14 protein-coding genes are annotated in these 21,060 nt (G+C 72.3%); 4 read left to right on the top strand and 10 right to left on the bottom strand.

Annotation, left to right across the window (positions count from 1 at the left end; genetic code table 11):
* Positions 1 to 15 precede the first annotated feature (15 nt).
* From ACIBI9_RS33210 to ACIBI9_RS33190, 5 genes are all read right to left on the bottom strand, one after another.
* Entirely contained in the window at positions 16 to 2,136 is a 2,121-nt protein-coding gene (locus tag ACIBI9_RS33210) for a beta-galactosidase (protein ID WP_397227774.1), read from the bottom strand.
* Between the two features lie 32 nt (positions 2,137 to 2,168).
* Positions 2,169 to 3,041 (bottom strand): carbohydrate ABC transporter permease, encoded by an 873-nt coding sequence (locus ACIBI9_RS33205; RefSeq protein WP_397227772.1) that lies wholly within the window; start codon positions 3,039 to 3,041, stop codon positions 2,169 to 2,171.
* Entirely contained in the window at positions 3,038 to 3,976 is a 939-nt protein-coding gene (locus ACIBI9_RS33200; protein ID WP_397227770.1) for a carbohydrate ABC transporter permease, read from the bottom strand. The genes ACIBI9_RS33205 and ACIBI9_RS33200 overlap by 4 nt, the downstream gene beginning before the upstream one ends.
* A 60-nt stretch (positions 3,977 to 4,036) precedes the next feature.
* Positions 4,037 to 5,428 (bottom strand): extracellular solute-binding protein, encoded by a 1,392-nt coding sequence (locus ACIBI9_RS33195; RefSeq protein ID WP_397227768.1) that lies wholly within the window; start codon positions 5,426 to 5,428, stop codon positions 4,037 to 4,039.
* Positions 5,429 to 5,539: 111 nt separating this feature from the next.
* Positions 5,540 to 6,607, bottom strand: a complete 1,068-nt coding sequence (locus ACIBI9_RS33190; protein WP_397227766.1) for a LacI family DNA-binding transcriptional regulator — start codon at positions 6,605 to 6,607, stop codon at positions 5,540 to 5,542.
* A 362-nt stretch (positions 6,608 to 6,969) separates the two neighbouring features.
* Here ACIBI9_RS33190 and ACIBI9_RS33185 point away from each other — a divergent pair, with 362 nt between their 5' ends.
* Both ACIBI9_RS33185 and ACIBI9_RS33180 read left to right on the top strand, forming a co-directional pair.
* Complete coding sequence (locus tag ACIBI9_RS33185; RefSeq protein WP_319719248.1) at positions 6,970 to 7,119, top strand: hypothetical protein; 150 nt, start codon at positions 6,970 to 6,972, stop codon at positions 7,117 to 7,119.
* A complete protein-coding gene (locus tag ACIBI9_RS33180; RefSeq protein ID WP_397227764.1) occupies positions 7,112 to 10,306 on the top strand; it encodes a type 2 lanthipeptide synthetase LanM family protein in 3,195 nt (1,064 codons plus the stop codon). The genes ACIBI9_RS33185 and ACIBI9_RS33180 overlap by 8 nt, the downstream gene beginning before the upstream one ends.
* Here the strand turns inward: ACIBI9_RS33180 and ACIBI9_RS33175 are convergent.
* From ACIBI9_RS33175 to ACIBI9_RS33155, 5 genes are read right to left on the bottom strand one after another with little or no spacing between them, the layout of a single operon-like run.
* Complete coding sequence (locus ACIBI9_RS33175) at positions 10,249 to 13,995, bottom strand: type I polyketide synthase (protein WP_397227762.1); 3,747 nt, start codon at positions 13,993 to 13,995, stop codon at positions 10,249 to 10,251. The two genes, ACIBI9_RS33180 and ACIBI9_RS33175, sit on opposite strands and share 58 nt — an antisense overlap.
* Positions 13,995 to 15,056 (bottom strand): ketoacyl-ACP synthase III family protein, encoded by a 1,062-nt coding sequence (locus ACIBI9_RS33170; protein WP_397227760.1) that lies wholly within the window; start codon positions 15,054 to 15,056, stop codon positions 13,995 to 13,997. Before ACIBI9_RS33170 ends, ACIBI9_RS33175 begins: the two co-directional genes overlap by 1 nt.
* A 47-nt stretch (positions 15,057 to 15,103) precedes the next feature.
* On the bottom strand, positions 15,104 to 16,153 hold the full coding sequence (locus ACIBI9_RS33165) for a ketoacyl-ACP synthase III family protein (protein WP_397227758.1): 1,050 nt from the start codon (positions 16,151 to 16,153) through the stop codon (positions 15,104 to 15,106).
* A 36-nt stretch (positions 16,154 to 16,189) separates the two neighbouring features.
* Complete coding sequence (locus ACIBI9_RS33160) at positions 16,190 to 17,062, bottom strand: phytanoyl-CoA dioxygenase family protein (protein ID WP_397227756.1); 873 nt, start codon at positions 17,060 to 17,062, stop codon at positions 16,190 to 16,192.
* Complete coding sequence (locus tag ACIBI9_RS33155) at positions 17,055 to 18,593, bottom strand: FAD-dependent monooxygenase (RefSeq protein WP_397227754.1); 1,539 nt, start codon at positions 18,591 to 18,593, stop codon at positions 17,055 to 17,057. The genes ACIBI9_RS33160 and ACIBI9_RS33155 overlap by 8 nt, the downstream gene beginning before the upstream one ends.
* 241 nt (positions 18,594 to 18,834) lie before the next feature.
* Here ACIBI9_RS33155 and ACIBI9_RS33150 point away from each other — a divergent pair, with 241 nt between their 5' ends.
* Entirely contained in the window at positions 18,835 to 20,064 is a 1,230-nt protein-coding gene (locus ACIBI9_RS33150; protein WP_397227752.1) for a cytochrome P450, read from the top strand.
* Positions 20,065 to 20,073: 9 nt separating this feature from the next.
* Entirely contained in the window at positions 20,074 to 21,009 is a 936-nt protein-coding gene (locus ACIBI9_RS33145; protein ID WP_397227750.1) for an aldo/keto reductase, read from the top strand.
* Positions 21,010 to 21,060 lie beyond the last annotated feature (51 nt).

The raw sequence follows: 21,060 nt of genomic DNA, 5'->3' as shown, positions 1-21,060 counted from the left end.
TGACGCAGGGACAAGTCAGCGCGAGACGAGTACCCGCACGTCCCAGGAGCCGAGGTCCAGCGGCGTGCCGGCGGGGACGGGACCGCCGTCCACGACGTCGGACAGCTCCACCGGCACCTCGACGCGGGCGGGCTCCCAGCTCCAGTTGTGCACGACGTGGACACGACGCCCGTCCGGGGACGTCCCGGTGGTCGCGGTGACGGAGGCCGGCAGGTCCCGCCAGCCGCCGGCCGGGGACGGCGCCAGCCACGCCGCGAGCGCGCGGGCGAGGTCGCGTCCCGGCACCGTGCCGACGTGGGTGACCCGGCCCGCCCCATGGCGGCGGGTGGTGATCGCCGGCCAGCGGCCGAAGTGCGGATGGACGTAGGTGGCGAGCACGTCGGCGTCGACGACGGTGAGGCCGTCGGCCCAGCGGGTGGCCGTCGCGTTCGCGGGCAGGTCGAGGAGGCCGCCGGGCACGGCGTGCACCGGGAGGTCGCGCGTCAGGTTGCTGAACTCGTCGTACCGCACGCCCGCCGCCTCGACGAGACGTGCGGGTGCGGGCTCCCGCCGCGCCCGGGCCTCGTGATCGGCGTACGCGGTGCGCGGGCCGAGGACCAGGTGGCCGCCCGCGTGCGCGTAGGCCGCGAGCCAGTCGAGCGTGGCGTCGTCGGCGACGTACAGCGCCGGGACGACGAGGATCGGGTGACGGCACGCGGCCTCCTCGGGCGTCGTCCCGGACCGCTCGCCGCGGGGGTCGTGCAGCTGCCGGGCGTGGACGATCCGCACCTGGCGGCCGGCGTCGAAGGCGCCCCGGTAGAAGGGGTCGAAGATCCGGTGGTAGGCGGCGGCGTCCGGGCCGCCGTCGGGGGCCGGCAGCGGCGGGTGCTTCTGCATGAGCCACTTGCTCGGCATCGAGTAGACCATCGTGATGTCGGCGTCCGGCTCCAGCCCGGCGACCAGCGGGCCGGCGGCCTCCAGCTCGGCCCCGAGGCGGGCGAGCTCGGCGTACGTGCGGCCGGGCTGGTTGCTGTGCGGCAGGACCCCGCCCCAGTAGGTCTCGAAGCCGAAGTTCAGCGTGTGCCACTGCCAGTACTCGATCATCCGGGCGCCGCGCGCGACGTGCGCCCATGCGGCCTGCCGCCACTGGCCGTCGTAGGCGGGCCGGTTGTCCCACGGCGTGCCGATGTGCATGGCGTTGGTCTCGGTGACCAGGAACGGCTCCTGGCGGGAGGAGAACATCCGGTCCGCGGTCTGGTACATCGACCACACCCCGGTGGTGGCCCAGTTCTGCTCGACCTCGTCGGGAGTGCGGTCGGGGAGCTCCAGGGCGTCCTGCATGTAGTAGTACGGGTTGCCCGCGGCGACGTCGAGGCGGTCGGTCATCTCGTCGTCCTCGACCCCGGGCCGGGTGTAGGAGATGCACGTCGTGACGAACTGGCCGGGGCGGGCGTACTCGCGGACGAGGTCGGCCTGCCAGCCGATGAACTCCGTCACCTGGCGGGCCTGGAACTCCCGCCAGGCGACGTCGTACTGCGGCTGGAGGTTGCCGTCCGGCGTCCACAGGTCCGCCCACGCCGACAGGCGGTGCGACCAGTAGACCAGGCCCCACTCCCGGCTGAGGGTCTCGACGTCGCCGTACCTGCCGCGCAGGTGATCGACGAAGCGCTGGAAGACGCCGTGGTTGTGCAGCAGGTGCAGGCCCGGCTCGTTGTCCACCTGGAAGCCGATGACCGCCGGGTGATCGGCGTACCGGCCGACGACCTTGCGGATCACCCGCTCGGCGTGGAACCGGAAGCCGGGGTGGGTGAAGTCGACCTCCTGCCGGGCGCCCCAGCCGATGCGATGCCCGGTGGCGTGCTCGCCGGTGATCTCGGGGTAGAGCCGGACCAGCCACGGCGGGACCGCGTACGTCGGCGTCCCGAGGATGACCGAGATCTCGCGCTCGCGGGCGCCGTCGAGCACCGGCTCCAGCCAGTCGAGGTCGAACCGGCCGTTCTCCGGCTCCCAGGTCGACCAGACCGACTCGCCGACCCGGATGACGTTGAAGTGGGCGTCGGCCATCAGGTCGAGGTCGATCTTCAGCCGTTCCGGGGACGGCTGGTACTCGTGATAGTAGGCAGCGCCGAACAGGACATGGGCCGGCAGAACCGCCATGGGGGCAACCTCCGAGGGAGTGGAAGGGCGGGTCATTGCTTGACGCCGCCGGTCGTCAGACCGCTCTGCCAGTACCGCTGCAGCAGCAGGAACGCCACGACGAGCGGGATGACCGAGAGCAGGGACCCGGTCACGACGAGGGCGAGCATGTTGCTGTCGGCACCGGCCCCGCCCCCGACGGCCTGGGACGCCCAGGAGGCGAGGCCGACCGTGATCGGGTACAGGTTCGGGTCGTTGAGCATGATGAGCGGGAGGAAATAGTTGTTCCAGGTCGTGACGAGCGTGAAGAGCACGACCGTCACCAGGCCCGGCGCCAGCAGCCGCATGGCGATCCGAAAGAAGATCTTGGCCTCGCCGGCGCCGTCGATGCGGGCGGCCTCCAGGATGCTGTCCGGGACGGCGTCCTGGGCGTAGATGCGCATGAGGTAGAGGCCGAAGGGGCTGACGAGGGAGGGCAGGATGACGGCCCAGGGGGTGTTGACCAGCTCCACCTTCGCGAAGAGCAGGTACGTCGGGATGGCCAGCGCGGTGGTCGGCACCATGATGGCGCCGAGCACCAGGTTGAAGGCCGCGCGGTCGCCGCGGAAGCGGAACTTGGCGAACCCGTACCCGCCGGCGGCCGCCAGGAGCGCGGCCCCGAAGGCGCTGACGACGGCGTACACGATCGTGTTGAGCAGCCAGTGCCCGAAGACCCCGTCGTCGTGGCCGAAGGTCGACCCGATGTTGGCCAGCAGCCGCGGGGTGCGCGAGAACCACAGCCCGAACGTCGTGAACAGGTCCTGGGTGCTCTTGGTGGCGGCGACGACCAGCCAGAACAGCGGCAGGAGAAAGTACGCCAGCGCTGCCAGCATGGCGATCGTCAGCGGCGTGCTGTGCCGCCGGCGGGCTCTGCCCGGTGCGGTCATGCGTTCCTCCTGCGGTTGGCGGTGAGCAGGACGGCGTAGGAGACGATCACGATGACCACCCCGAGGAGGAAGGACACCGCTGCCGCGTAGTTGATCTGCTGGCTGGTGAAGGCGAGGGAGTAGGCGTAGAGGTTGGCGGTGTAGGCGCTGTCGATGACGTCCGGGGCCAGGCGTTGCAACAGGTTCGGCTCGTTGAACAGCTGGAAGCTGCCGATCACGGAGAACACCAGGGCCAGCAGGAGCGCCGGCCGCAGCGCCGGCAGCTTGACGCTCCAGGCGATCCGCCAGGCGCCGGCCCCGTCCATCGCGGCCGCCTCGTAGAGCTCCTGGGGGATGGCCCGCAGCGCGGCGTACAGCAAGATCATGTTGTAGCCCACGAACTCCCAGGTCACGACGTTCGCCAGGCTCCCGAGCATCCAGCCGTCACTGAGGAAGGGCGGCGCGGGCAGGTTCAGCGCCTTGCTCAGCTGGGCGAACGGGCCGTAGTCGGGCCCGTAGAGGTAACCCCACATGAGCGAGGCGACGACGCTCGGGACCGCGTACGGGACGAAGATGCCGAGCCGCACCACCCGCGCGAGCCGCAGGACCCCGCTGTCGAGCGCGAGCGCGAACAGCAGGGCCAGCAGCAGCATCACGGGGACCTGGATCACGAAGAACGCCGCGACGCGGACAACCCCCTTGATGAGGAGCGGGTCCTGGACGGCGGTCACGTAGTTCTCCAGCCCGACGAACGTCGCCCCGCCGATGAGCCGGTCCTGGAACAGGCTGAGGTAGGCGGCGTAGCCGAGCGGAGCCAGGAAGAGCACCAGGAACAGCGCCAGGAACGGGGCGACGAACAGCGGCCCCGCCACCCGTTTCCGGCCGCGGCCGCGTCGGTGACGTGTCGCCGCCGCTCGGCGCGGGTGCTCGCGCGAGGCCGTGGTTATGGCGGTCATAGTCGGCCCTTTCTGCGGTGGTGCCGGGCCCCGCACCCGGGGTGCGGGACCCGGCGGCGGTCACTGGTCCTTGACGGTGAAGCCCTGGCTCTTGGCGAACGTGGTGATCCGCGTCTGCCACTGGTCGAGCGCGGCGGTGGTGTCGGTCTTGTCGGCGAGGGACTTGCCGACGGTCTCGGTCCAGTCCGTCACCACCCGGTCGAGGAACGGCGGCCACTGGAAGGAGAGGTTGACCGTGCCGCTGATGTCGGCGAACACCTGGTTGACCTGCTGGCCGCCGTAGAAGGCGGGCTTCTCGCCGACGTAGCCCTGATCGGCGAGCAGCGCCTTCGTCGCCGGGAAGAAGAACTGCTTGGTGGCGAGCAGCTTGGCGCTCTCGGGGTCGCTGTTGAGGAACTGGGCGAACATCGCGGCCGCGATCGGGTTCTTGGTCGTCTTGGTGACCGCGCTGGTCGAGCCGCCCCAGTTGCCGGAGACCGGCTTGGCCGGGTCCCACTGCGGCAGCGGGGCCGCCCGCCACTTCCCGGCGGTCGACTTGGCCGCGCCGGACAGGAAGACGGGTCCCCAGGCGGCGGTGATCCAGGTGGCGTACTTGCCCTTGTTGAGCGCGGAGTACCAGGCGTCGGTGAAGTCCGGCTCGACGCCGATGACGCCCTCCTTCGCGAGCCCGCCCCAGTAGGTGGCGAGCTTCTTGGAGGTCTCGTCGTTGACCTTGATGGAGATGTCGCTCTTGTTAGCGTTAACGTAGGGCTTGGCCCCGGCCTGCCAGAGCAGGCCGTGCCAGGCGGCGGCCTCGTTCGAGGCGAGGTCGGTCAGGTAGACGTCCGGGTCGGCCGCGTGGAGCTTGCGTGCCGCGGCGGCGAACTCGTCCCAGGTCTTCGGCACCTGGATGCCGTGCTTGTCGAAGATGTCCTTCCGGTACAGCATGCCCATCGGGCCGGTGTCCTGCGGGATCGCCCAGACCTCCCCGCCCGCGCCGCTGACCTGTCCCCACGTCCAGTCGACGAACTTGTCCTTCAGCGCCGAGGCGCCGTAGGGCCGCAGGTCGAGGAGGCTGTCGGTGATGGTGAACGTCGGGATGTACTGGTACTCGATCTGCACGACGTCGGGAGCGCCGGTGCCCGCCTTGAGGGCCGTGCGCAGCTTGGTGTACTGCGGCACGCCCTGGCCGGCGTTGACGACCTTGACCTTGATCGCCGGGTACTTCTTCTCGAAGAGCGCGACCTCCTGCTGGATGTCCGGGACCCAGGTCCAGAACGTCAGCTCGGTCGGCGTGGACATGGCCTTGTCGATGTCGGCCTGACTCACGGCCGCCGCGGCGGAGGGGGCCGAGGAAGCGGTGCCGCTACCGGCGCCGCCGCCGCACGCGGCCAGCGCCACGCACAGCGACATCGCTCCGGCCGTGGCGAGGACGAGCCGGCGGCTGATCGGGGGGTGAGCAGATGGGGGCATGGGGAACTCCCGTCAATGGGCAAAGACGATCGGCACGCCCGGTGACAGGCGGACGTGGCCGGGGCCACTCGGGTGGCCGTGACGGTCTGGCTTGACGCTGATCGACGCTGATCAGCGAGAGGTCGCACGCCCGCGTCCCGGGGTCCTCCGGGGCGGGGGCGCGGTCGAGGCGCGGACGACGAGCTCGACCGGGTGGTCGGCCGCCGGTGGAAGGTCTTCGTGCGGCTGCTCGATGGCATGGACGAGGAGCCGGAGTCCCCCCGTCGCCACGGCGTCGAACGGCTGGCGCACCGTGGTGAGCGGAGGGGTCACGTACGCGGCGACGGGGATGTCGTCGTAACCGACGACGCTGACGTCGTCCGGCACCCGACGCCCGGCCTCCATCAGTGCGCGGATCACGCCGATGGCCATGTCGTCGTTCGCGGCGAACACGGCGGTCACCTCGCTGTCGGTGGCCAGCTGCCGGCCTGCCGCGTATCCCGACGCGGCCGACCAGTCGCCCTCGACGACAGGCGGTTCGCCGAGGCCGCGGGCCGCCAGCGCGGCCCGCCACGCCGCCAGCCGCTCCCTGGCGGCATACCAGCGCTGCGGACCGGCGACGTGATGGACGGTCGCGTGCCCCAGATCCAGCAGATGCTCGGTGGCGGCGTGGGCCAGCTCGTCGGAGCCGACGCCCGCGGTCACCACGCGAGGGGCAGCAAATGGCAGGGGGGTGCCGAAGACGAGAACGGGCACGTCGGCGCGGATGAGCTCCGCTCCCTCGTCGATCGGCTCGGAGATGACGATGCCGTCCACGCCCTGCTCCAGGAGCGATTCCACGGCGCCGGCGATGCCCGACGGGTCGCCCTCCATGGTGTTGACCACGCGGAGCGCGTAACCCGTGTCCCGGACGGCTCGCTCGATTCCCATGAGTAACGAGGCGGGCCCGTACAGGGCCGTCCCGAGCGTCACCACGCCGATGGAACGACTCCGTCCGGAGGCGAGCGCCCGGGCCGCGTTGTTGAGCCGGTAGCCGAGTTGCTCGGCGGCGGCGAGCACCCGCCCGCGCACCTCGCTGGAGACGTACGGCTCGTTGTTGAGGACCCTGGACACGGTCTTCTGCGAGACGCCCGCCAGGCGCGCCACGTCGACGGCTCGCGGCATGGAAGCGCTGCCGCCCCGCCTCACCTCTCGTGTCATGGTCACTCTCCCGATGGCGGCCGACCTCGCATCTGTCGAGGTCAACCATGTGACTGCGCAGTCATGTCTGCGCAGTCATATCTATGCAGCCCGGAAGACACACGTCAAGAGTCCGCAACACATCCGTAACCTGCGGCCGCGGACGAGGCGGTCAGCCCGGCGACACCTTGTCCGAGGTGAAGGCGCGCGACGCGACGGCGAGGTGGACTCCGGGGGCCGTGATACGGCCGGGAGACACCGCGACAGAAAGCCGACAGCCGGCCGACAGGCGCGGCTGGTTTCCTGGCGAAGGTCAACGGTGGCGCCGTCCCGCGCTCGCGGCGAGGGCGGTCGACCCCACGGAGAGATATCGGGAGGTAGTCATGAACCAGTCGTATGCCGGATTCGCCGGCGACCCCGCTCTGGAGCTGGACCAGGCGTTCAAGGTGAACACGCTCAGCGAGGACCGTGCCAGTGCCACCATCAGCGCGGTCACGCGGATCTGCTCCGGAACGGTGTCCTGCTGTGCCTGATCTTTCCGGGTACGCCCTCGCGGGCGTACCCGCCCCTTTGCGTGCGGCCCCGCTGGCGGAGCGCCTCCAGGCCCCCTCCCCCGGCCCGCCGGGAGAGGACGCCGGGGAACGGCTGGCCCGGTGGCGGTCCGCCAAGCCGTTCGACACGCCCGGGCTCTGGCAACGGCGGCTGGCGGCCGACGGCCTGGACGAGGATCGCCTGCTCGCCCTGCTGGCGGGTCCCGCCGACACCGGTGAGCAGCCGGAGTGGATGGACATCGTCCACGACAGCGGCTTCCTCCTCGACGGCGGCACCGGCGCGGACTGGGAGCTGACCCGGATAAACCTGCTCTCGACGCTGGTGGCACCGCTGCCGCGGCACGGCCGCGAGCTGCTGCGCGCACGGCTCGACGGGCTCGGCAGCCCGCTGTTCGGGGACGGGGTGTTCCTGGAGCAGGCGTTCGGGCCGCTGACGGAGCTCCTGCATCGCCTCGTGGCCCGTACCGCCGTGGTGGAGCTGCGGGCGGCCCGCGATGCGGGCGCGCTGGGAGAGGGCGGCAGCGAGGAGCGGTTCCGCCGGTTCCTGGCCGCTCACGAGCACGCCGAGGGCCGGGCGCGGCTGCTGGAGCGGTATCCGGTGCTCGTCCGCCAGCTCGCCGTCGCCGTGCGGAACTGGGTGCACACCAGCGCGCTGCTGGCCGAGCGGCTGGTGGCCGACGCGGACGCCCTCGGCGTGACGAGCCCGCCGGCCGAGCTGCACAGCGGTCTCGGTGACCGGCACAGGGGCGGGTTCACCGTGTGCAGGCTGCGCTTCCAGGACGGCCTCCAGATCATGTACAAGCCGCGGCCGCTCGCCGTGGACGCGCACTTCCAGGAGCTGGTCCGCTGGTTCAACGACCACGGCGCCACCCGTCCGCTGCGGACCCTCAAGGTGCTGGACCGCGAGGAGTACGGCTGGGTGGAGTACGTGCGGCCGGAGCCGTGCGCGGGCCGCGAGGCGCTGCGCGATTTCTACCACCGGCAGGGTTTCCTCCTCGCCCTGCTGCACCTGCTGCGGGCCACCGACTTCCACGCGGAGAACCTGATCGCCGCCGGTGACCAGCCGGTGCTGGTGGACCTGGAGTCGCTGCTCGCCCCTGAGCTGCCGCTGCGCGACACCAGGGTGACGGCGGTCGAGCACGCCATGGGTCAGCTCACCATCGGCTCCGTGCTGGCCGTCGGACTGCTGCCGCAACCGGCCTGGACGGCCGAGGACGGCACGCTGGTCGACGTGTCCGGCATGGGCCACCCCACGAACCTGAACACCCCGATGCCCGTTCCGTTCCTGGTGGACCTGGGCAAGGACACCATGCGCATCGAGCTGGCGCACAAGCCGATGGAGACGCCCGACCACCGGCCCGTCACGCCGGACGCCCCGCTCGACCTGAACGAGTTCCGCGAGGACGTGCTCGACGGGTTCACCGAGGCGTACCGGATCTGCGAACGCGAGCGGGAGGCGCTCGCGGGCGTGCTGGAGATGTTCCGAGGCGACCGGGTCAGGGTGATCGTCCGGCCGACCATCCTGTACGAGGCCATCCTGCGCACCGCCTTCCACCCGACGCTGCTGAGCGACGGCTCCGACCGTGACCGGCACTTCGACGCGCTGTGGCGGGAGTCGCCGTACCTGCCCGCGCTCGACCCGTGCATCGCCGCCGAGCGTCGCGACCTCTGGAACAACGACGTGCCGTACTTCAGCGCCGTCACCGACGGCGACGCGCTGCTGGCCGGGGACGACGAGCCGGTACGCGGAATCTCGTTGCGGCCCGCGATGGACGCGGTGCTCGAACGCCTGCGTACGCTCGGGCCCGAGGACTACGCCAGGCAGCGCTGGCTGGTGCACGGCACCATCGGCCTGGCCGCGGCGAGCAACCACAGTCTCCAGGTCATGCCGTCCTACCGGCTCGAACCGGCCGCGGGAGAGCCTGACGCCCTCGTGAGTGCCGCCGTGCGCATCGGCGAACACCTCCGCGAGCTCGCGATCACGGCGGAAGGCGGCGCGCAGTGGTTCGGCGTCAACGCCACCACCGACGGCCAGTGGTCGCTCGGGAGGTTGCGGCCCGATCTGTTCCACGGGCTGAGCGGCATCGCCCTGTTCCTGGCCCACCTCGGCGCGCTGAGCGGCGACGACCGGCACACCGAGCTGGCGCGCGCCGCCGTGGAGACCGCTCTGGGGCAGGTCAGGCGCGGCCTGCTGGGCCAGGATCTCGGGATGATCGGGTACGGCGGCTTCGTGTACGCCCTCAGCCACCTCGCCGCCCTGTGGCGGGACGACCGCCTGCTCGGCCAGGCGACGAGCCTGCTCGGGCCGCTGGGCGCCGCGATCGAGGCCGACCGCGAGTACGACATCGTCGGGGGCAGCGCGGGCGTGCTCGCCTGTCTCCCCAGTCTGCACGCCCTGGCCGGGGAGCGGCGCGCGCTCGAGGTCATGGACAAGGCGGCCCGGCACCTGTTGAACAGCCGTACCGGGCCGAGCTGGTTCTCCGACTCCCTTCGAGGCCATGCGGACCGCCCCATCTCGGGCTTCTCCCACGGCACGGGCGGCATGGGCTGGGCGCTGGGGCAAGCCGGCGAGCTGCTCTCGGAGGACGCCTACGTACGCGCGGGCATCGAAGCCATCCGCTACGAGCAGGAAAGCTTCGACCCCGGCACGGGAACCTTCGCGGAGCTGCGCGACCATTCCGGACTGGACATTCCCGCCGACGCACCGCCCACCACGTTCTGGTGCTACGGCGCGATGGGCATCGGCCTCAGCCGGGTGCTGGCCTCCCGATGGCTGACCGGGCCACTCGCGCAGGCTGAGGTCGAAGCGGCACTGACGCTCACCAGGGCGCACGGCTTCGGACGCAGCCAGTGCCTGTGCCACGGCGACTTCGGGAACCTCGAACTGCTCCTGCAGGCGGCCACCTTGAGAAAGGATCCGGAGCTGCGCGCGGAGGCCGTCGGCCTGGCGCACGCCTCCGCCGCCCGCCAGGAGTGGGCGTGCGGCACGGTGAGCGGGGTCCAGGTGCCGGGCCTGATGACCGGACTCGCCGGCATCGGGTACGGCATGCTCCGCGCTGCCAGACCGGACCGCGTTCCCGCCGTGATCGCCCTGGAGCGCCCGAGCCGCCCTCACCCCGCATCGGCGCTCCCGTTGCCGCCCGAGGCGGACACCAGCCCGGCGATGTAGTCGGAGACCGCGGCGACGGTCGGCTGCCGCCACAGCAGGGTCGTCGGCAGCGAGCACCGGAACCGTTTCTCCAGCCGCCGCCGGACCACCACCGTCAGCACCGAGTCCAGCCCCTGCTCGACCAGCGGCCGGTGTGGCGACAGGTCGGTGGGGGCCAGCCGCATCTCCTTGGCGATCTGCGCGCCGACCTCTTCGAGCAGGAACGCGCGCAGTTCCGCCGGTTCCAGGTCGGCGATCGATTCGGCGGGCCGCACGCCTTCGGCGCCGTTCTCCGCGGCGGCCGGCACGTCGATCACCGGGTACCGCAGTCCCGACAGCCAGCCGACGACGGCGCCGGCGCCGTCGCTCAGCCGTACCTGCACCGTGTCGCCGCGCTCGGGGTCGAGCCACACCTCGATGTCCACCGTGCTCGGCGGCTCCGCGACCGTGACCAGCCGATCGACGTGCGTCACCATGCGAAGCAGCGGGTCACCGGGGAACGCGCTCGGCGCCACCGACATCGCCGCGTCCAGGACGGGCGCCCATGTGGCGGACGGCCCGCACCGTACCCGGGCACGCAGCGCGCCGTGGCCGCGCAGCAGCTCCTCGACCGTCCAGTCGAACCCGGTCTCCGGTACGCCGACCGCGGCGAGTCGCTGGTGGACCAGGCCCGGATCCGCCGGCGTGAGCGGCTGCGCCGGTGGCGCGGGCGCCTCGCCCGGCGTGGCGGGCACCGCGGCGGTGGCGATCAGCTGCCAGGCGGCGTCCGGTTCGCCCGCGGCACGGGCGGCCAGCCGCAGCTCGGTCCCCTGCCGCACGACCTGGACCTCGCGGCGGTCGGCGGTCAGCAGCGGCGCCGACATCGTCACCTCGCCGAGCGTCTGGCCCCCGGAGGCGGCGAAGAAGGTCGCCGCGAGCACCGCGGCCGGCACGATCTCCACGCCCTCGATGGCGTGGCTGCCGGGATAGGGCCGCGTCTGGTCGTCCACGCCGGTCCGCCAGAGCCGTACGTCGGTGCCCGCGAGCTCGATGCCGTCGCCGAGCAGCGTGTGCGTGTCCGGATCGTGGCCGCGGCCGGCGGTGTCCGGGGCCGACGGCGCACGCCAGTGCCTGCGGTGCTGCCAGGGGTAGGAGGGGAGCACGACCGGGCCACCGGCCGGCTGCAGCCGATGCCAGTCCACATCGAGGCCGGCGCAGTGTGCCGCGGCCACGCCGGCCGCCAGGGTGACCCGCGGGGGACGGTTCCGCCGCAACGACGCGCCGACGAAGACCTCGTCGTGCCCGCCCGCGCCCAGCGTCTCCAGCACCGAGTGGGTGACCACCGGGTGCGGGGAGATCTCGACGAACGCGCGGTATCCGTCGTCCGCGGCCGCCGCGACGGCGTCGGCCAGGCGCACCGGCCGGCGCAGGTTGGCCGCCCAGTACGTGCCGGCGAAGTCATGACTCGCCCGTGGATCGTCCAGCGCCGTCGAGTAGACGCGGATGCCGGGGGCGCCGGCCGTGAGGTCGGCCGCGGCGGCGGTCAGGTCGGCCAGCAGCGGATCCATCTGCGGCCCGTGGAAGGCCACGTCCGAGGCGACCCGGCGGGCCGGGATCCCCTCCTCGAGCCAGCCGGCCAGCACCTCGGCGACGGCGTCCGGATCGCCGGAGACGACCGTCGAGCCAGGCGACGACGCGATCGCGGCGACCACGTCCGTACGGTCTCCCAGCAGCCGCGCCGCCTCGGCGAACGGCAGCTGCACCATGGCCATGGCGCCGCGACCGGCCACCTGCCGCAGCAGCAGGGACCGCCGGCAGATCAGCCGGGCTCCGTCGAGGCGGCTCAGCGCCCCGGCCGTCACGGCTGCGGCGATCTCGCCGACCGAATGGCCGATGACCGCGTGCGGCCGCACCCCGTGCTCACGCCACAGCTCGACGAGGCCGAGCTGCATCGCGAAGATCATGGTCTGGATCCGGTCCACCTCGGTCAGCTCGTCCTCGGTGAGCACCTTCCGCGGCGAGAAGCCGATCTCGGTGGCGAACACCGGCTCCAGCTCGTCGATCACCGCGGCGAACGCCGGCTCGGTCTCCAGCAGTTCCCGGCCCATGCCGGCCCACTGCGAGCCGTGCCCGGAGAACACGAACACGGGGCCGGGACCGGGATCGATGAGCACCCGCCCGGTGGTCACGGCGTCGTGCGGGGTGCCAGCCGACAGGGCGCGCAGCCGCTCGGCCAGCGCGGCCGGATTCTCCGCCGCCACCACCGCCCGGTGCGGCAGGTGGGCCCGGCGCAGCGCGAGCGTGTGTCCGACGTCGGCCGCCGGCAGGTGACCGGCGACCTCGGCGAGGTTGCCGGCGGCCTGCCGCAGCGCCGCCCGCGACGCGGCGGACACCGGGTACAGCCGGCCCGCGGTCCCTTCGGCGGACGGCCGTGCCGGCGGCGCCTCCTCGAGGACGACGTGGGCGACTGTGCCGCCGTAGCCGAAGGCGGAGACCGCGGCCCGGCGCGGATGGTCGGAGCCGGGCCACGGCGTCGGCGCGTCGACCACCCGCAGCCCGGCGCCCTGCCAGTCGACGGCCGGGGTGGGCGTGTCGAGCCGGCTCGGCGGGATCTCGCCGCGTTCGAGCGCCAGGACGGCCTTGACCAGGCCGGCGATGCCGGCGGCGCCCTCGAGGTGACCGATGTTGGACTTGGCCGAGCCGATCAGGCACGGCTGCTCCAGTGGCCGGCCCGCCCCGTACACGGCGCTCAGCGCGCCGGCTTCGAGGGGGTCGCCGACCGCGGTGCCGGTGCCGTGCGCCTCGACGTAGCCGACCGTGCCCGGCTCGACGCCCGCCTGCCGCAGCGCGCGGCGCATGACGTGCTCCTGCGCCTGGCCGCACGGCGCCATGATGCCCGCGGTGCGGCCGTCCTGGTTGACCGCGCTGCCGCGGACGGTCGCGAGGACCCGGTCCCCGTCGCGTACGGCGTCGGCGAGCCGCTTGAGCACCACGACCACGGCGCCCTCGCCCCGCCCGTACCCGTCGGCGGCGGCGTCGAACGACTTGCTCCGCCCGTCCGGGGCCAGGGTGCCGGCGGCGTCCAGGGTGAGCGTCTCGCCGGGCGACAGGATGAGGTTGACCCCGCCGGCCAGCGCCACGTCGGTCTCGCCGGCCCGCAGGGCCTGCATGGCCAGGTGCACGGCGACCAGCGACGCCGAGCACGCCGTGTCCACCGCCAGGCTCGGGCCGCGCAGGTCGAGCGCGTACGACACGCGGTTGGCCACCGCGCAGCCGGCGGCGCCGATCCCGGTCCACGCCTCGATGTCGGGCAGGTCCTCCAGCAGCCGATGCCCGTAGTCGCCGGTGCAGACGCCCACGTACACGCCCGCGTCCGTGCCGGCCAGCACGTCCGGCGACACACCGGCGTGCTCCAGCGCCTCCCACGCGGTCTCCATCACGAGACGCTGCTGCGGGTCCATCAGCTCCGCCTCGCGCGGCGAGAGCCCGAAGAACTCCGCGTCGAAGTCGGCCACCCCGTCCAGGAAGCTGCCGCGCGAGAGGGTGCGGCGTACCGCCGCCGCGTACGACGGGCCGCGGTCGGCGTAGTCCCGCCAGCGGTCGGCGGGCGCCGGTCCGCTGGCGTCCCGTCCCTCGCACAGCAGGTTCCAGTACTCCTCCGCCGAGCCGACGCCGCCAGGCAGGCGGCAGCCGATCCCGATCAGCGCGATCGTCTCGACCGGTCGGTCCATCACACGTCACCTCCCCGTACCCGCGCCCATACGGGCGACTCGAGAATCTCCACGACGGCGCCCGAGATCGTCACGCCTGGCCCGAAGCCGAACATCAGCAGGTGGTCTCCGGGTTTCAGGGCGCCGTCGCGGACCAGCTGCTCCAGCGCGAGGATCTGGTCGCTCGCCCCGCAGTGGCCGATCGTCCGGCCGAAGTCCCAGACCGACCGGGACGCCGGAATGCCCAGCCGGTGCTCGCAGATCTGGTCGGCGATCTCCTGGGAGGTGTTCATGCACGCCACCCGGGCCACGTCATCGGCCTTGATCCCGGCCTCCGACAGGGCACGGTCGATCACCTCGGCCATCCGGTCGTCCAGCGTCACGAGTACCCCGGTCCCGTCGCCCTCGACGACCGCGCGCCGCCGGAACACGTCGTTGTGCGCCGCGAAGTCCACCGTGCGGCCCTCGGTGACGCCGGGCGGGAACAACGGCTCGGCGCAGCGGTGCATCTCCTCGGCCTCCGACACCGACATCGTGCAGACCGACGCCAGCCGGGCGAACCCCGGCTCGGTGTCGAGCACGAGGGCGCTGCCCGCGTCACCGGCGACGGCCCCGGGCAGCATCCGCCACCGGTCGACGAGCGGGGTGCCGTAGTTGTCGGCGGCGACCAGCAGCGCCGCCTGGCGGCCGGGCGCCGCGCGCAGGTAGCTCGCGGCCAGCTCCATGGCGGCGAACATGCCGTTGCAGCCCTGCTTGAGCTGGGTGGACAGGACGCCGTCGCCGACCAGATGGCGCTGCACGTACGACTGGGGTGGCCAGCCCTCCGGGCCCTGGTGCCAGGTCGAGACGTACAGCAGCAGGTCCAGCTCGGTGGGGGAACGCCCGCTGCGGGCCACCGCGCTCCGCGCCGCCCGTAACGCCATCTCCGGCGGCGGGACGTCACCGGCCACCGCGACCGCGGCGAGCCGGTGCAGCTCGACCTCCTCGGCCGGATACCATCCCGCCGCCACGGCGTGCTCCACGCTCACCGTGGCGGGGAGGTACGACCCGACCCCGCTGATGTACATGTCCGCCGTCTCCATGCCGCCTCCCGGGCTCGTCGAACTCGATCGTCGATGCGCGCGCCTGCTCAGCCGGGACCGCCGGAGGCGTACTCCTGGGGGACGTCCAGGATCCGCAGGACGGCGCAGGCCATGGTGGTGCCGGCGCCCAGCCCGACGAGCAGCATGTAGTCGCCGCGGGCCAGCGCACCGACGGACAGCAGGTGGTCGAGGGCGACGAACTGGTCGCTGACCCCGAGGTGCCCGATGCGCGCCCCGTAGTCCCAGGTGGTGTCGGCCAAGGTCAGCCCGAACCAGTTCACCCCCCGGTGCTCCAGGTCGTCCCAGCGGCCGTGGGGGAAGGCCACGCGCGCCACCTCGTCGAGGGTGATCCCCGCCTCCTTGAGCGTGCGGTCGATCAGCCCCATCAGCGTCGTCTGGATCGCCAGCATGACCCCGGCACCGTCGCGGGCGAAGAGTCGCTTGCGGAACTCGCGGTTGCGGGCGGCGAAGTCGAGCGGCCGGCCGACGGTCGCGTCCGGCGGGAACATCGGCACGCCGCCGTCGTTGACCGACTCGGCCTCCGGGAGCACGGTCACGTTGACCGACCGCAGCTCCGCGAAGCCCGTGTCGGTAGTGAGCAGCAGCGCGCACCCGGCGTCGCCCATCACGTTGCCCTCGATCATGCGCCACCGGTCGACCAGCGGGGTGCCGTGGTTGTCGGCGCCGACCAGCAGCGCGCTGCCGCCCGGCCGCAGGTAGCCGGCGGCGAGCTGCAGGGCGCTGAACAGCCCGCAGCATCCATGCCGCAGCTCGACGGACAGGACGTCGCCGCCGATGAGGTGCTGCTGCAGGTAGTACTGCGGCTGCCAGCCCTCCGGCCCCTGGTGCCAGACGTCGGCGTACAGCATGAGGTCCAGGTCGCGCGGTGTCATTCCGCCGGAGCGCTCGAACGCGTGCCGGGCCGCGCGGAGCGCGAGCTCCGGCGCCGGTACGTCGCCGGCCACCGCCGCACCGCCGAGGCGGAAGTACTCCATCTCGTCGGCCGGGTAGCGGCCCTCGGCGACGGCTGTCTCGATGCTGACCACGGGCGGCAGATGGACGCCGATACTGCGCAGGTAGATGTCGGGTGTGCGCATCCGTCCTCCTTCAGCGGTGCGAAAGGCCGTCGGGCCTCACCGGGGGTCGGCCATCGCGGCGGGGTTCTCCGGCCCGTCGCGGAGCAGCAGCATCGGATCGCTCAGCTCGTACAGCCCGCACATGGGAGGGCAGGCCTCATAGCCGAGGAGCCGCTGGATGTCCTCGGGGTAGCCGCGGACCGTGTCCAGCGGCAGGGACAGGTAGTGGTTCTCCTCCTGGCGAAGGTTGCCGAGGTCGTAGGCGTACGACAGGCCGGTGCGCGGCGCGTCGGAGGCGTTGACGCCGGCGCCGTGGTAGGTGCTGCCGAGCCACAGCAACGCGGCACCGGGCCGCATCTCGGCGGGGACCGCCTCGTCGTCGCGGGGCGCCCGCTCGTCGTCCCACAGGTGGCTCCCCGGGATCACGCGGGTGGCGCCGTTACGCGCGGTGAACTCGCTCGCGGCGACCATGACCTGCACCCGGCTCTCCGGGCCCGGGTGGGTACGCAGGTGGGCCGTGTCGTCCCGGTGCAGCCCCTGCATCGGCACGCCGGGCCTGATCTGGATCGCCCGCGATATGCCCAGCTGGATCGTCGGGATCAGCTCCACGCGCTGCTCGCCGAGCCAGGCTTTCACCGGGCGCTGCAGGAAGTGCCGCGCGCTGCCCAGGAGGTGCGGCTGCCGCATGATCGCGATCGAGTGCCGGCTCCGGCGTATCAGGCCCGGCAGGATCCGGGTCTTCTCGCCGACCAGCCGACCGTCACCGTCCGCCTGGCGTTCCAGGTCCGGGCCCAGGTCGTCCCACAGGCCGCGCAGCGTGCCGGCGTCGATGAAATCCTCGATGATCACCGCTCCGTCGCGCTCGACCACGTCGATCGCCTCGTCGAGCGGTGCCGACACGGGCAGCGTTGTCAGCTTGGGATCACTCATTCCGAGCCTCCTGTCCGGTCGGGCCGAACCATCGGGTGAGGGCGCCCCTCAACGACGCCGGGTCGGCGGGCGTGCTCCAGGCGACGAAGCCGTCCGGCCGGATCAGCAGGGCGTCCGCCGGGGCCTCGGCGCATTCGGCCGTGACCACGTCGACCCGGTCGGCCCAGGGTTCGGCGAGTGCGCGCAGCTCGGGGCCGGCGCCGAGGTCGAGCAGCAGCGCCCGCCCGGTGCGTTGCAGCTCCGCGAGCCGTACGGGGCCGTCGGCGCACCGCAGCCGCAGATCCGGGCTGTAGCGCCCGACCAGCGGACCGGTCAGCGACGGGTCGCCCATGTCGTAGCTGATGTGCAGGTCGTCGACCAGGGAGGTGAGCTGCCGGTTCGCCTCGTCGCGGAGCAGCAGCTCCGTGAGCAGCCGGCGCAACGCGTCGACGTACGGGCCGGGGCGCATCAACGCGATCGAGGCCCGCTGGACCTCCAGCGTCTGCTCGCCGATCGGGTGCCGCTCGGAGGTGTAGGTGTCGAGCAGGTCCTCAGGGCACCAGCCGCGCGCGACCGCGGCGAGCTTCCAGCCGACGTTGAGGGCGTCTCCCAGCCCGAGCCGCAGTCCCGGGCCGCTCCAGTGCGAGTGGACGTGAGCCGCGTCGCCGACGAGCAGCACCCGCCCGCTGCGGTACGTCTCGGCCTGCCGCGCGTTGTCGGTGAACCGGGTGATCTTCTTGATCTCGGTGACCGTCACCTTGGTGCCGCTGAGCCGGCGCAGCGACTCCTGGAACTCCTCGAGCGTGATGGGGGCGTCCCGGTTCGCCGGCGGGCCGTCGAACTCCAGCGTGATGAACCGGGGCGGTCCCTCCTCGTACACCAGGAGCCCGCCGTCCTTGCGGAACCAGCCGGGGAGATGGAATTCGGGGTCGTCGATCTCGGCGAAGGCCCGGTATCCGGCCGTGACGCCGTCCGTCCCAGGAAAGGCGATGCCCGACAGCTTCCTGACCACGCTCCGGCCGCCGTCGCAGCCAGCGAGCCATTCGGCCTCCATCCGGTACGGCCCGTCCGGTCCGTCGACGTCGAGACGCACCCGGTCGTCGTCCTGGACGAAACCGGTGACCGTGTGGCCGCGCCGTACCTCGACGCCCAGGTCCGCCGCGCGCCGCGCCAGGTCCTCCTCCAGGAGCTGCTGGGGCACCAGCAGGTCGGGGGACTCCGGGCGGAGCAGGAACATGGTGGCGAAATGCCGCGCGCCGGGGAACGCCTTGGGGAGCAGGCTGTCCGGCCGCCGCTCACCTGCGGCGATGCGCTCCTGCTGCTCGGACGTCAGCGGTGCGGTGGGAGCCTCGGTGACCCCGACCATGAGACCGCGACGGTCCATGATGTCGATGGCCCGTCCGGTGATGCCCTCGGCCTTCGGGCGCCATTCGATCGCGGGCAGTCGTTCGAGCACCACCACCGGAACGCCGTGGAGGGCAACCTCGCACGCGAGCATGAGCCCCACCGGTCCCGCACCGACAACCGCGACCTGCGCATCCACATACGCCATTAACACCTCTGCTGGAGGAGAGAAAGAGACTGCTGAGAGAGCTGCCGGGTCGCACTGACACCGGCGATACTCACGGCGGTTCGCAACGTGAGTGTTGACAGATGTATGTCCGGTTGGTCAGCGCCGATGCTAATCGGATGATCCATAAATGACTAGTGGTGTCATTTTTCGGACTCACCATGCATAATCATCAGCGCCGATGATCAACGGCGTGCCGGGCACGCAGGTGGGAGGTTGCCGGATGAGTGATGGTCGGAAGGCCCAACCGTTGGAGACCGACCGGCCCAATCCCTTCGACCCGCCCGTCGAGCTGCGGAAACGAGCCCCGCTCAGCCGGCTCGCCTATCCCGACGGGCACGTGGGCTGGGTGGCGACCGGGTACGCCGTCACCCGCGCCATCCTGGCGGACCCACGCTTCAGCACGCGGCGCGAGCTGCTGCACCAGCCGGTCGGCCGCGAGCGCGCGCACCAGCGGCCGACACCCGCGGAGCCGGGGATCTTCCCCCACATGGACCCGCCCGAACACACCCGGTACCGCCGCCTGCTGAGCCGCCACTTCGGGTCTCGTCGCGTCGCCGAGCTGACGCCCGCGATCCGGCGGTACACCGCGCAGACGCTCGACGCGATGGCGGCCGACGGGCCGCCCGCCGACCTCGTCGCGTCGTTCGCCGTACCGATTCCGGCGCTCGTCATCTGCGAGCTGCTCGGCGTCCCGGCGCGGGACCGGCACGTGATCCAGGCGGCCACAGGAGTGATGAACGACCTGGACTCCACACCGGGACAGACCGCCGAGGCCGTGATGTCGATCACGGAGACGGTACGCGGCCTCCTCAAGCGTCTGCGCGCCGGATCCGGCCCGCCGGACGACGGGCTGCTGGCTCACGCCGTGGCGACCGGCGACCTGAGCGACGACGAACTCACCAACCTCGGGATGGTGCTGCTGGCCACCGGCCATCTGCCCACGTCGAGCATGCTCGCGCTCGCGACGTTCGTGCTGCTGACCGACCCGGCCCAGCGGGCCCGCCTGGCCGCGGACCCGGAGCTCGCCGGACCGGCCGTCGAGGAGCTCCTGCGGTACCTGTCGATCCTCCAGTTCGACGTACGCCGCACCGCGCTGGCCGACGTCGAGATCGGCGGCCAGGTCATCGCGGCCGGCGAGACCGTGGTGCTGGCGCTGCCGGTCGCGAACCGGGATCCGGAACGTTTCCCCGACCCCGACACCCTGGACGTGGCCCGCTCCGCGACCGGGCACCTGGCGTTCGGGCACGGCATCCACCAGTGTCTCGGCCAGCATCTCGCACGGGCCGAGCTCCGCATCGCGCTGACCGCGCTCTTCGAGCGCTTTCCCGACCTGCGCCTGGCCGTTCCGGCGGCCGAGGTGCCGACCCGCGACCGCATGGCGGTGTACGGGGTGGACCGTCTGCCGGTCACCTGGGGCGCTGCTCCGGCGGACCGTCCGAGCGAAGGGTGACTTGGGATCATGCGTTACAGGACCTTGGGCGATTCCGGCCTGCGGGTGTCGGTGGTCGGCCTGGGCTGCAACAACATCGGCTCGCGGATCGACGTGACCCGTACCAGGCAGGTGGTGGACGCGGCGATCGAGGAGGGCGTGACGCTCTTCGACACCGCCGAGGCGTACGGCGCGGTGCACGGCGCCTCCGAGGAGATCCTCGGCGAGGTGCTGGCCGGCCGGCGGGACCAGGTGGTGCTGGCCACCAAGTTCGGCAGACCCGGCGACCAGGGTGCGGCGTGCGGAACGCTGGGCGGCCGGTCGTACATCCGGCGCGCGGTGGAGGGGTCGCTGCGCCGCCTGCGTACCGACTACATCGACCTCTACCAGTACCACTTCCCCGACGGCGTCACCCCGATAGAGGAGACGCTGGATGCCCTGACCGAGCTGGTGCGTGAGGGCAAGGTGCGCTACATCGGCAGCTCCAACTTCGCCGGCTGGCAGATCGCCGAGGCCGCGCACGTGGCCCGCGCGAGAGGAGGCGTACCGTTCGTGTCGGCGCAGAACCACTGGTCGTTGCTGGACCGTGGCGCCGAACGCGAGGTGGTGCCGGCGGCCCTGCACTACGGGGTCGGCGTGCTGCCGTACTTCCCGCTGGCCCATGGGCTGTTGACGGGCAAGGTGCGACGCGGGCAGGAGCCGCCGGCCGGGAGCCGGCTCGCGGAGCGTCCCCACCTCGTCACGCCGGAGAAGCTGGAGCGGGTGGAGACGCTGACGTCCTGGGCCGAAAAGCACGACCGGTCCCTCCTGGACGTGGCCATGGGCGCGCTGGCCGCGCTGCCCGGCTGCGCATCGGTGATCGCCGGCGCGACCGCCCCGGAGCAGGTCCGGGCCAACGCGGCCGCCGGCGACTGGGAACCGACCGCCGAGGAACTGGCCGAGATCACCGGGTTGGTGCCTGTTTGACAGAAAGGGTTATGTCAAGCGGCGTGCGGCCCCGGACGTCACCGCGCAAAG

This window comes from Nonomuraea sp. NPDC050451 (genome assembly GCF_044458585.1).
Note: the sequence above shows the minus strand (reverse complement) of the source record. Positions and strands in the feature narration are given on the sequence as shown.

Bases quoted from the DNA above. Each gene is read 5' to 3' on its own strand.
- ACIBI9_RS33200 (WP_397227770.1), bottom strand. From the start codon at position 3,976: ATGACCGCCATAACCACGGCCTCGCGCGAGCACCCGCGCCGAGCGGCG.
- ACIBI9_RS33160 (WP_397227756.1), bottom strand. From the start codon at position 17,062: ATGAGTGATCCCAAGCTGACAACGCTGCCCGTGTCGGCACCGCTCGAC.
- ACIBI9_RS33170 (WP_397227760.1), bottom strand. From the start codon at position 15,056: ATGGAGACGGCGGACATGTACATCAGCGGGGTCGGGTCGTACCTCCCC.
- ACIBI9_RS33145 (WP_397227750.1), top strand. From the start codon at position 20,074: ATGCGTTACAGGACCTTGGGCGATTCCGGCCTGCGGGTGTCGGTGGTC.
- ACIBI9_RS33150 (WP_397227752.1), top strand. From the start codon at position 18,835: ATGAGTGATGGTCGGAAGGCCCAACCGTTGGAGACCGACCGGCCCAAT.
- ACIBI9_RS33195 (WP_397227768.1), bottom strand. From the start codon at position 5,428: ATGCCCCCATCTGCTCACCCCCCGATCAGCCGCCGGCTCGTCCTCGCC.
- ACIBI9_RS33185 (WP_319719248.1), top strand. From the start codon at position 6,970: ATGAACCAGTCGTATGCCGGATTCGCCGGCGACCCCGCTCTGGAGCTG.
- ACIBI9_RS33190 (WP_397227766.1), bottom strand. From the start codon at position 6,607: ATGACACGAGAGGTGAGGCGGGGCGGCAGCGCTTCCATGCCGCGAGCC.
- ACIBI9_RS33210 (WP_397227774.1), bottom strand. From the start codon at position 2,136: ATGGCGGTTCTGCCGGCCCATGTCCTGTTCGGCGCTGCCTACTATCAC.
- ACIBI9_RS33205 (WP_397227772.1), bottom strand. From the start codon at position 3,041: ATGACCGCACCGGGCAGAGCCCGCCGGCGGCACAGCACGCCGCTGACG.
- ACIBI9_RS33155 (WP_397227754.1), bottom strand. From the start codon at position 18,593: ATGGCGTATGTGGATGCGCAGGTCGCGGTTGTCGGTGCGGGACCGGTG.
- ACIBI9_RS33165 (WP_397227758.1), bottom strand. From the start codon at position 16,153: ATGCGCACACCCGACATCTACCTGCGCAGTATCGGCGTCCATCTGCCG.
- ACIBI9_RS33175 (WP_397227762.1), bottom strand. From the start codon at position 13,995: ATGGACCGACCGGTCGAGACGATCGCGCTGATCGGGATCGGCTGCCGC.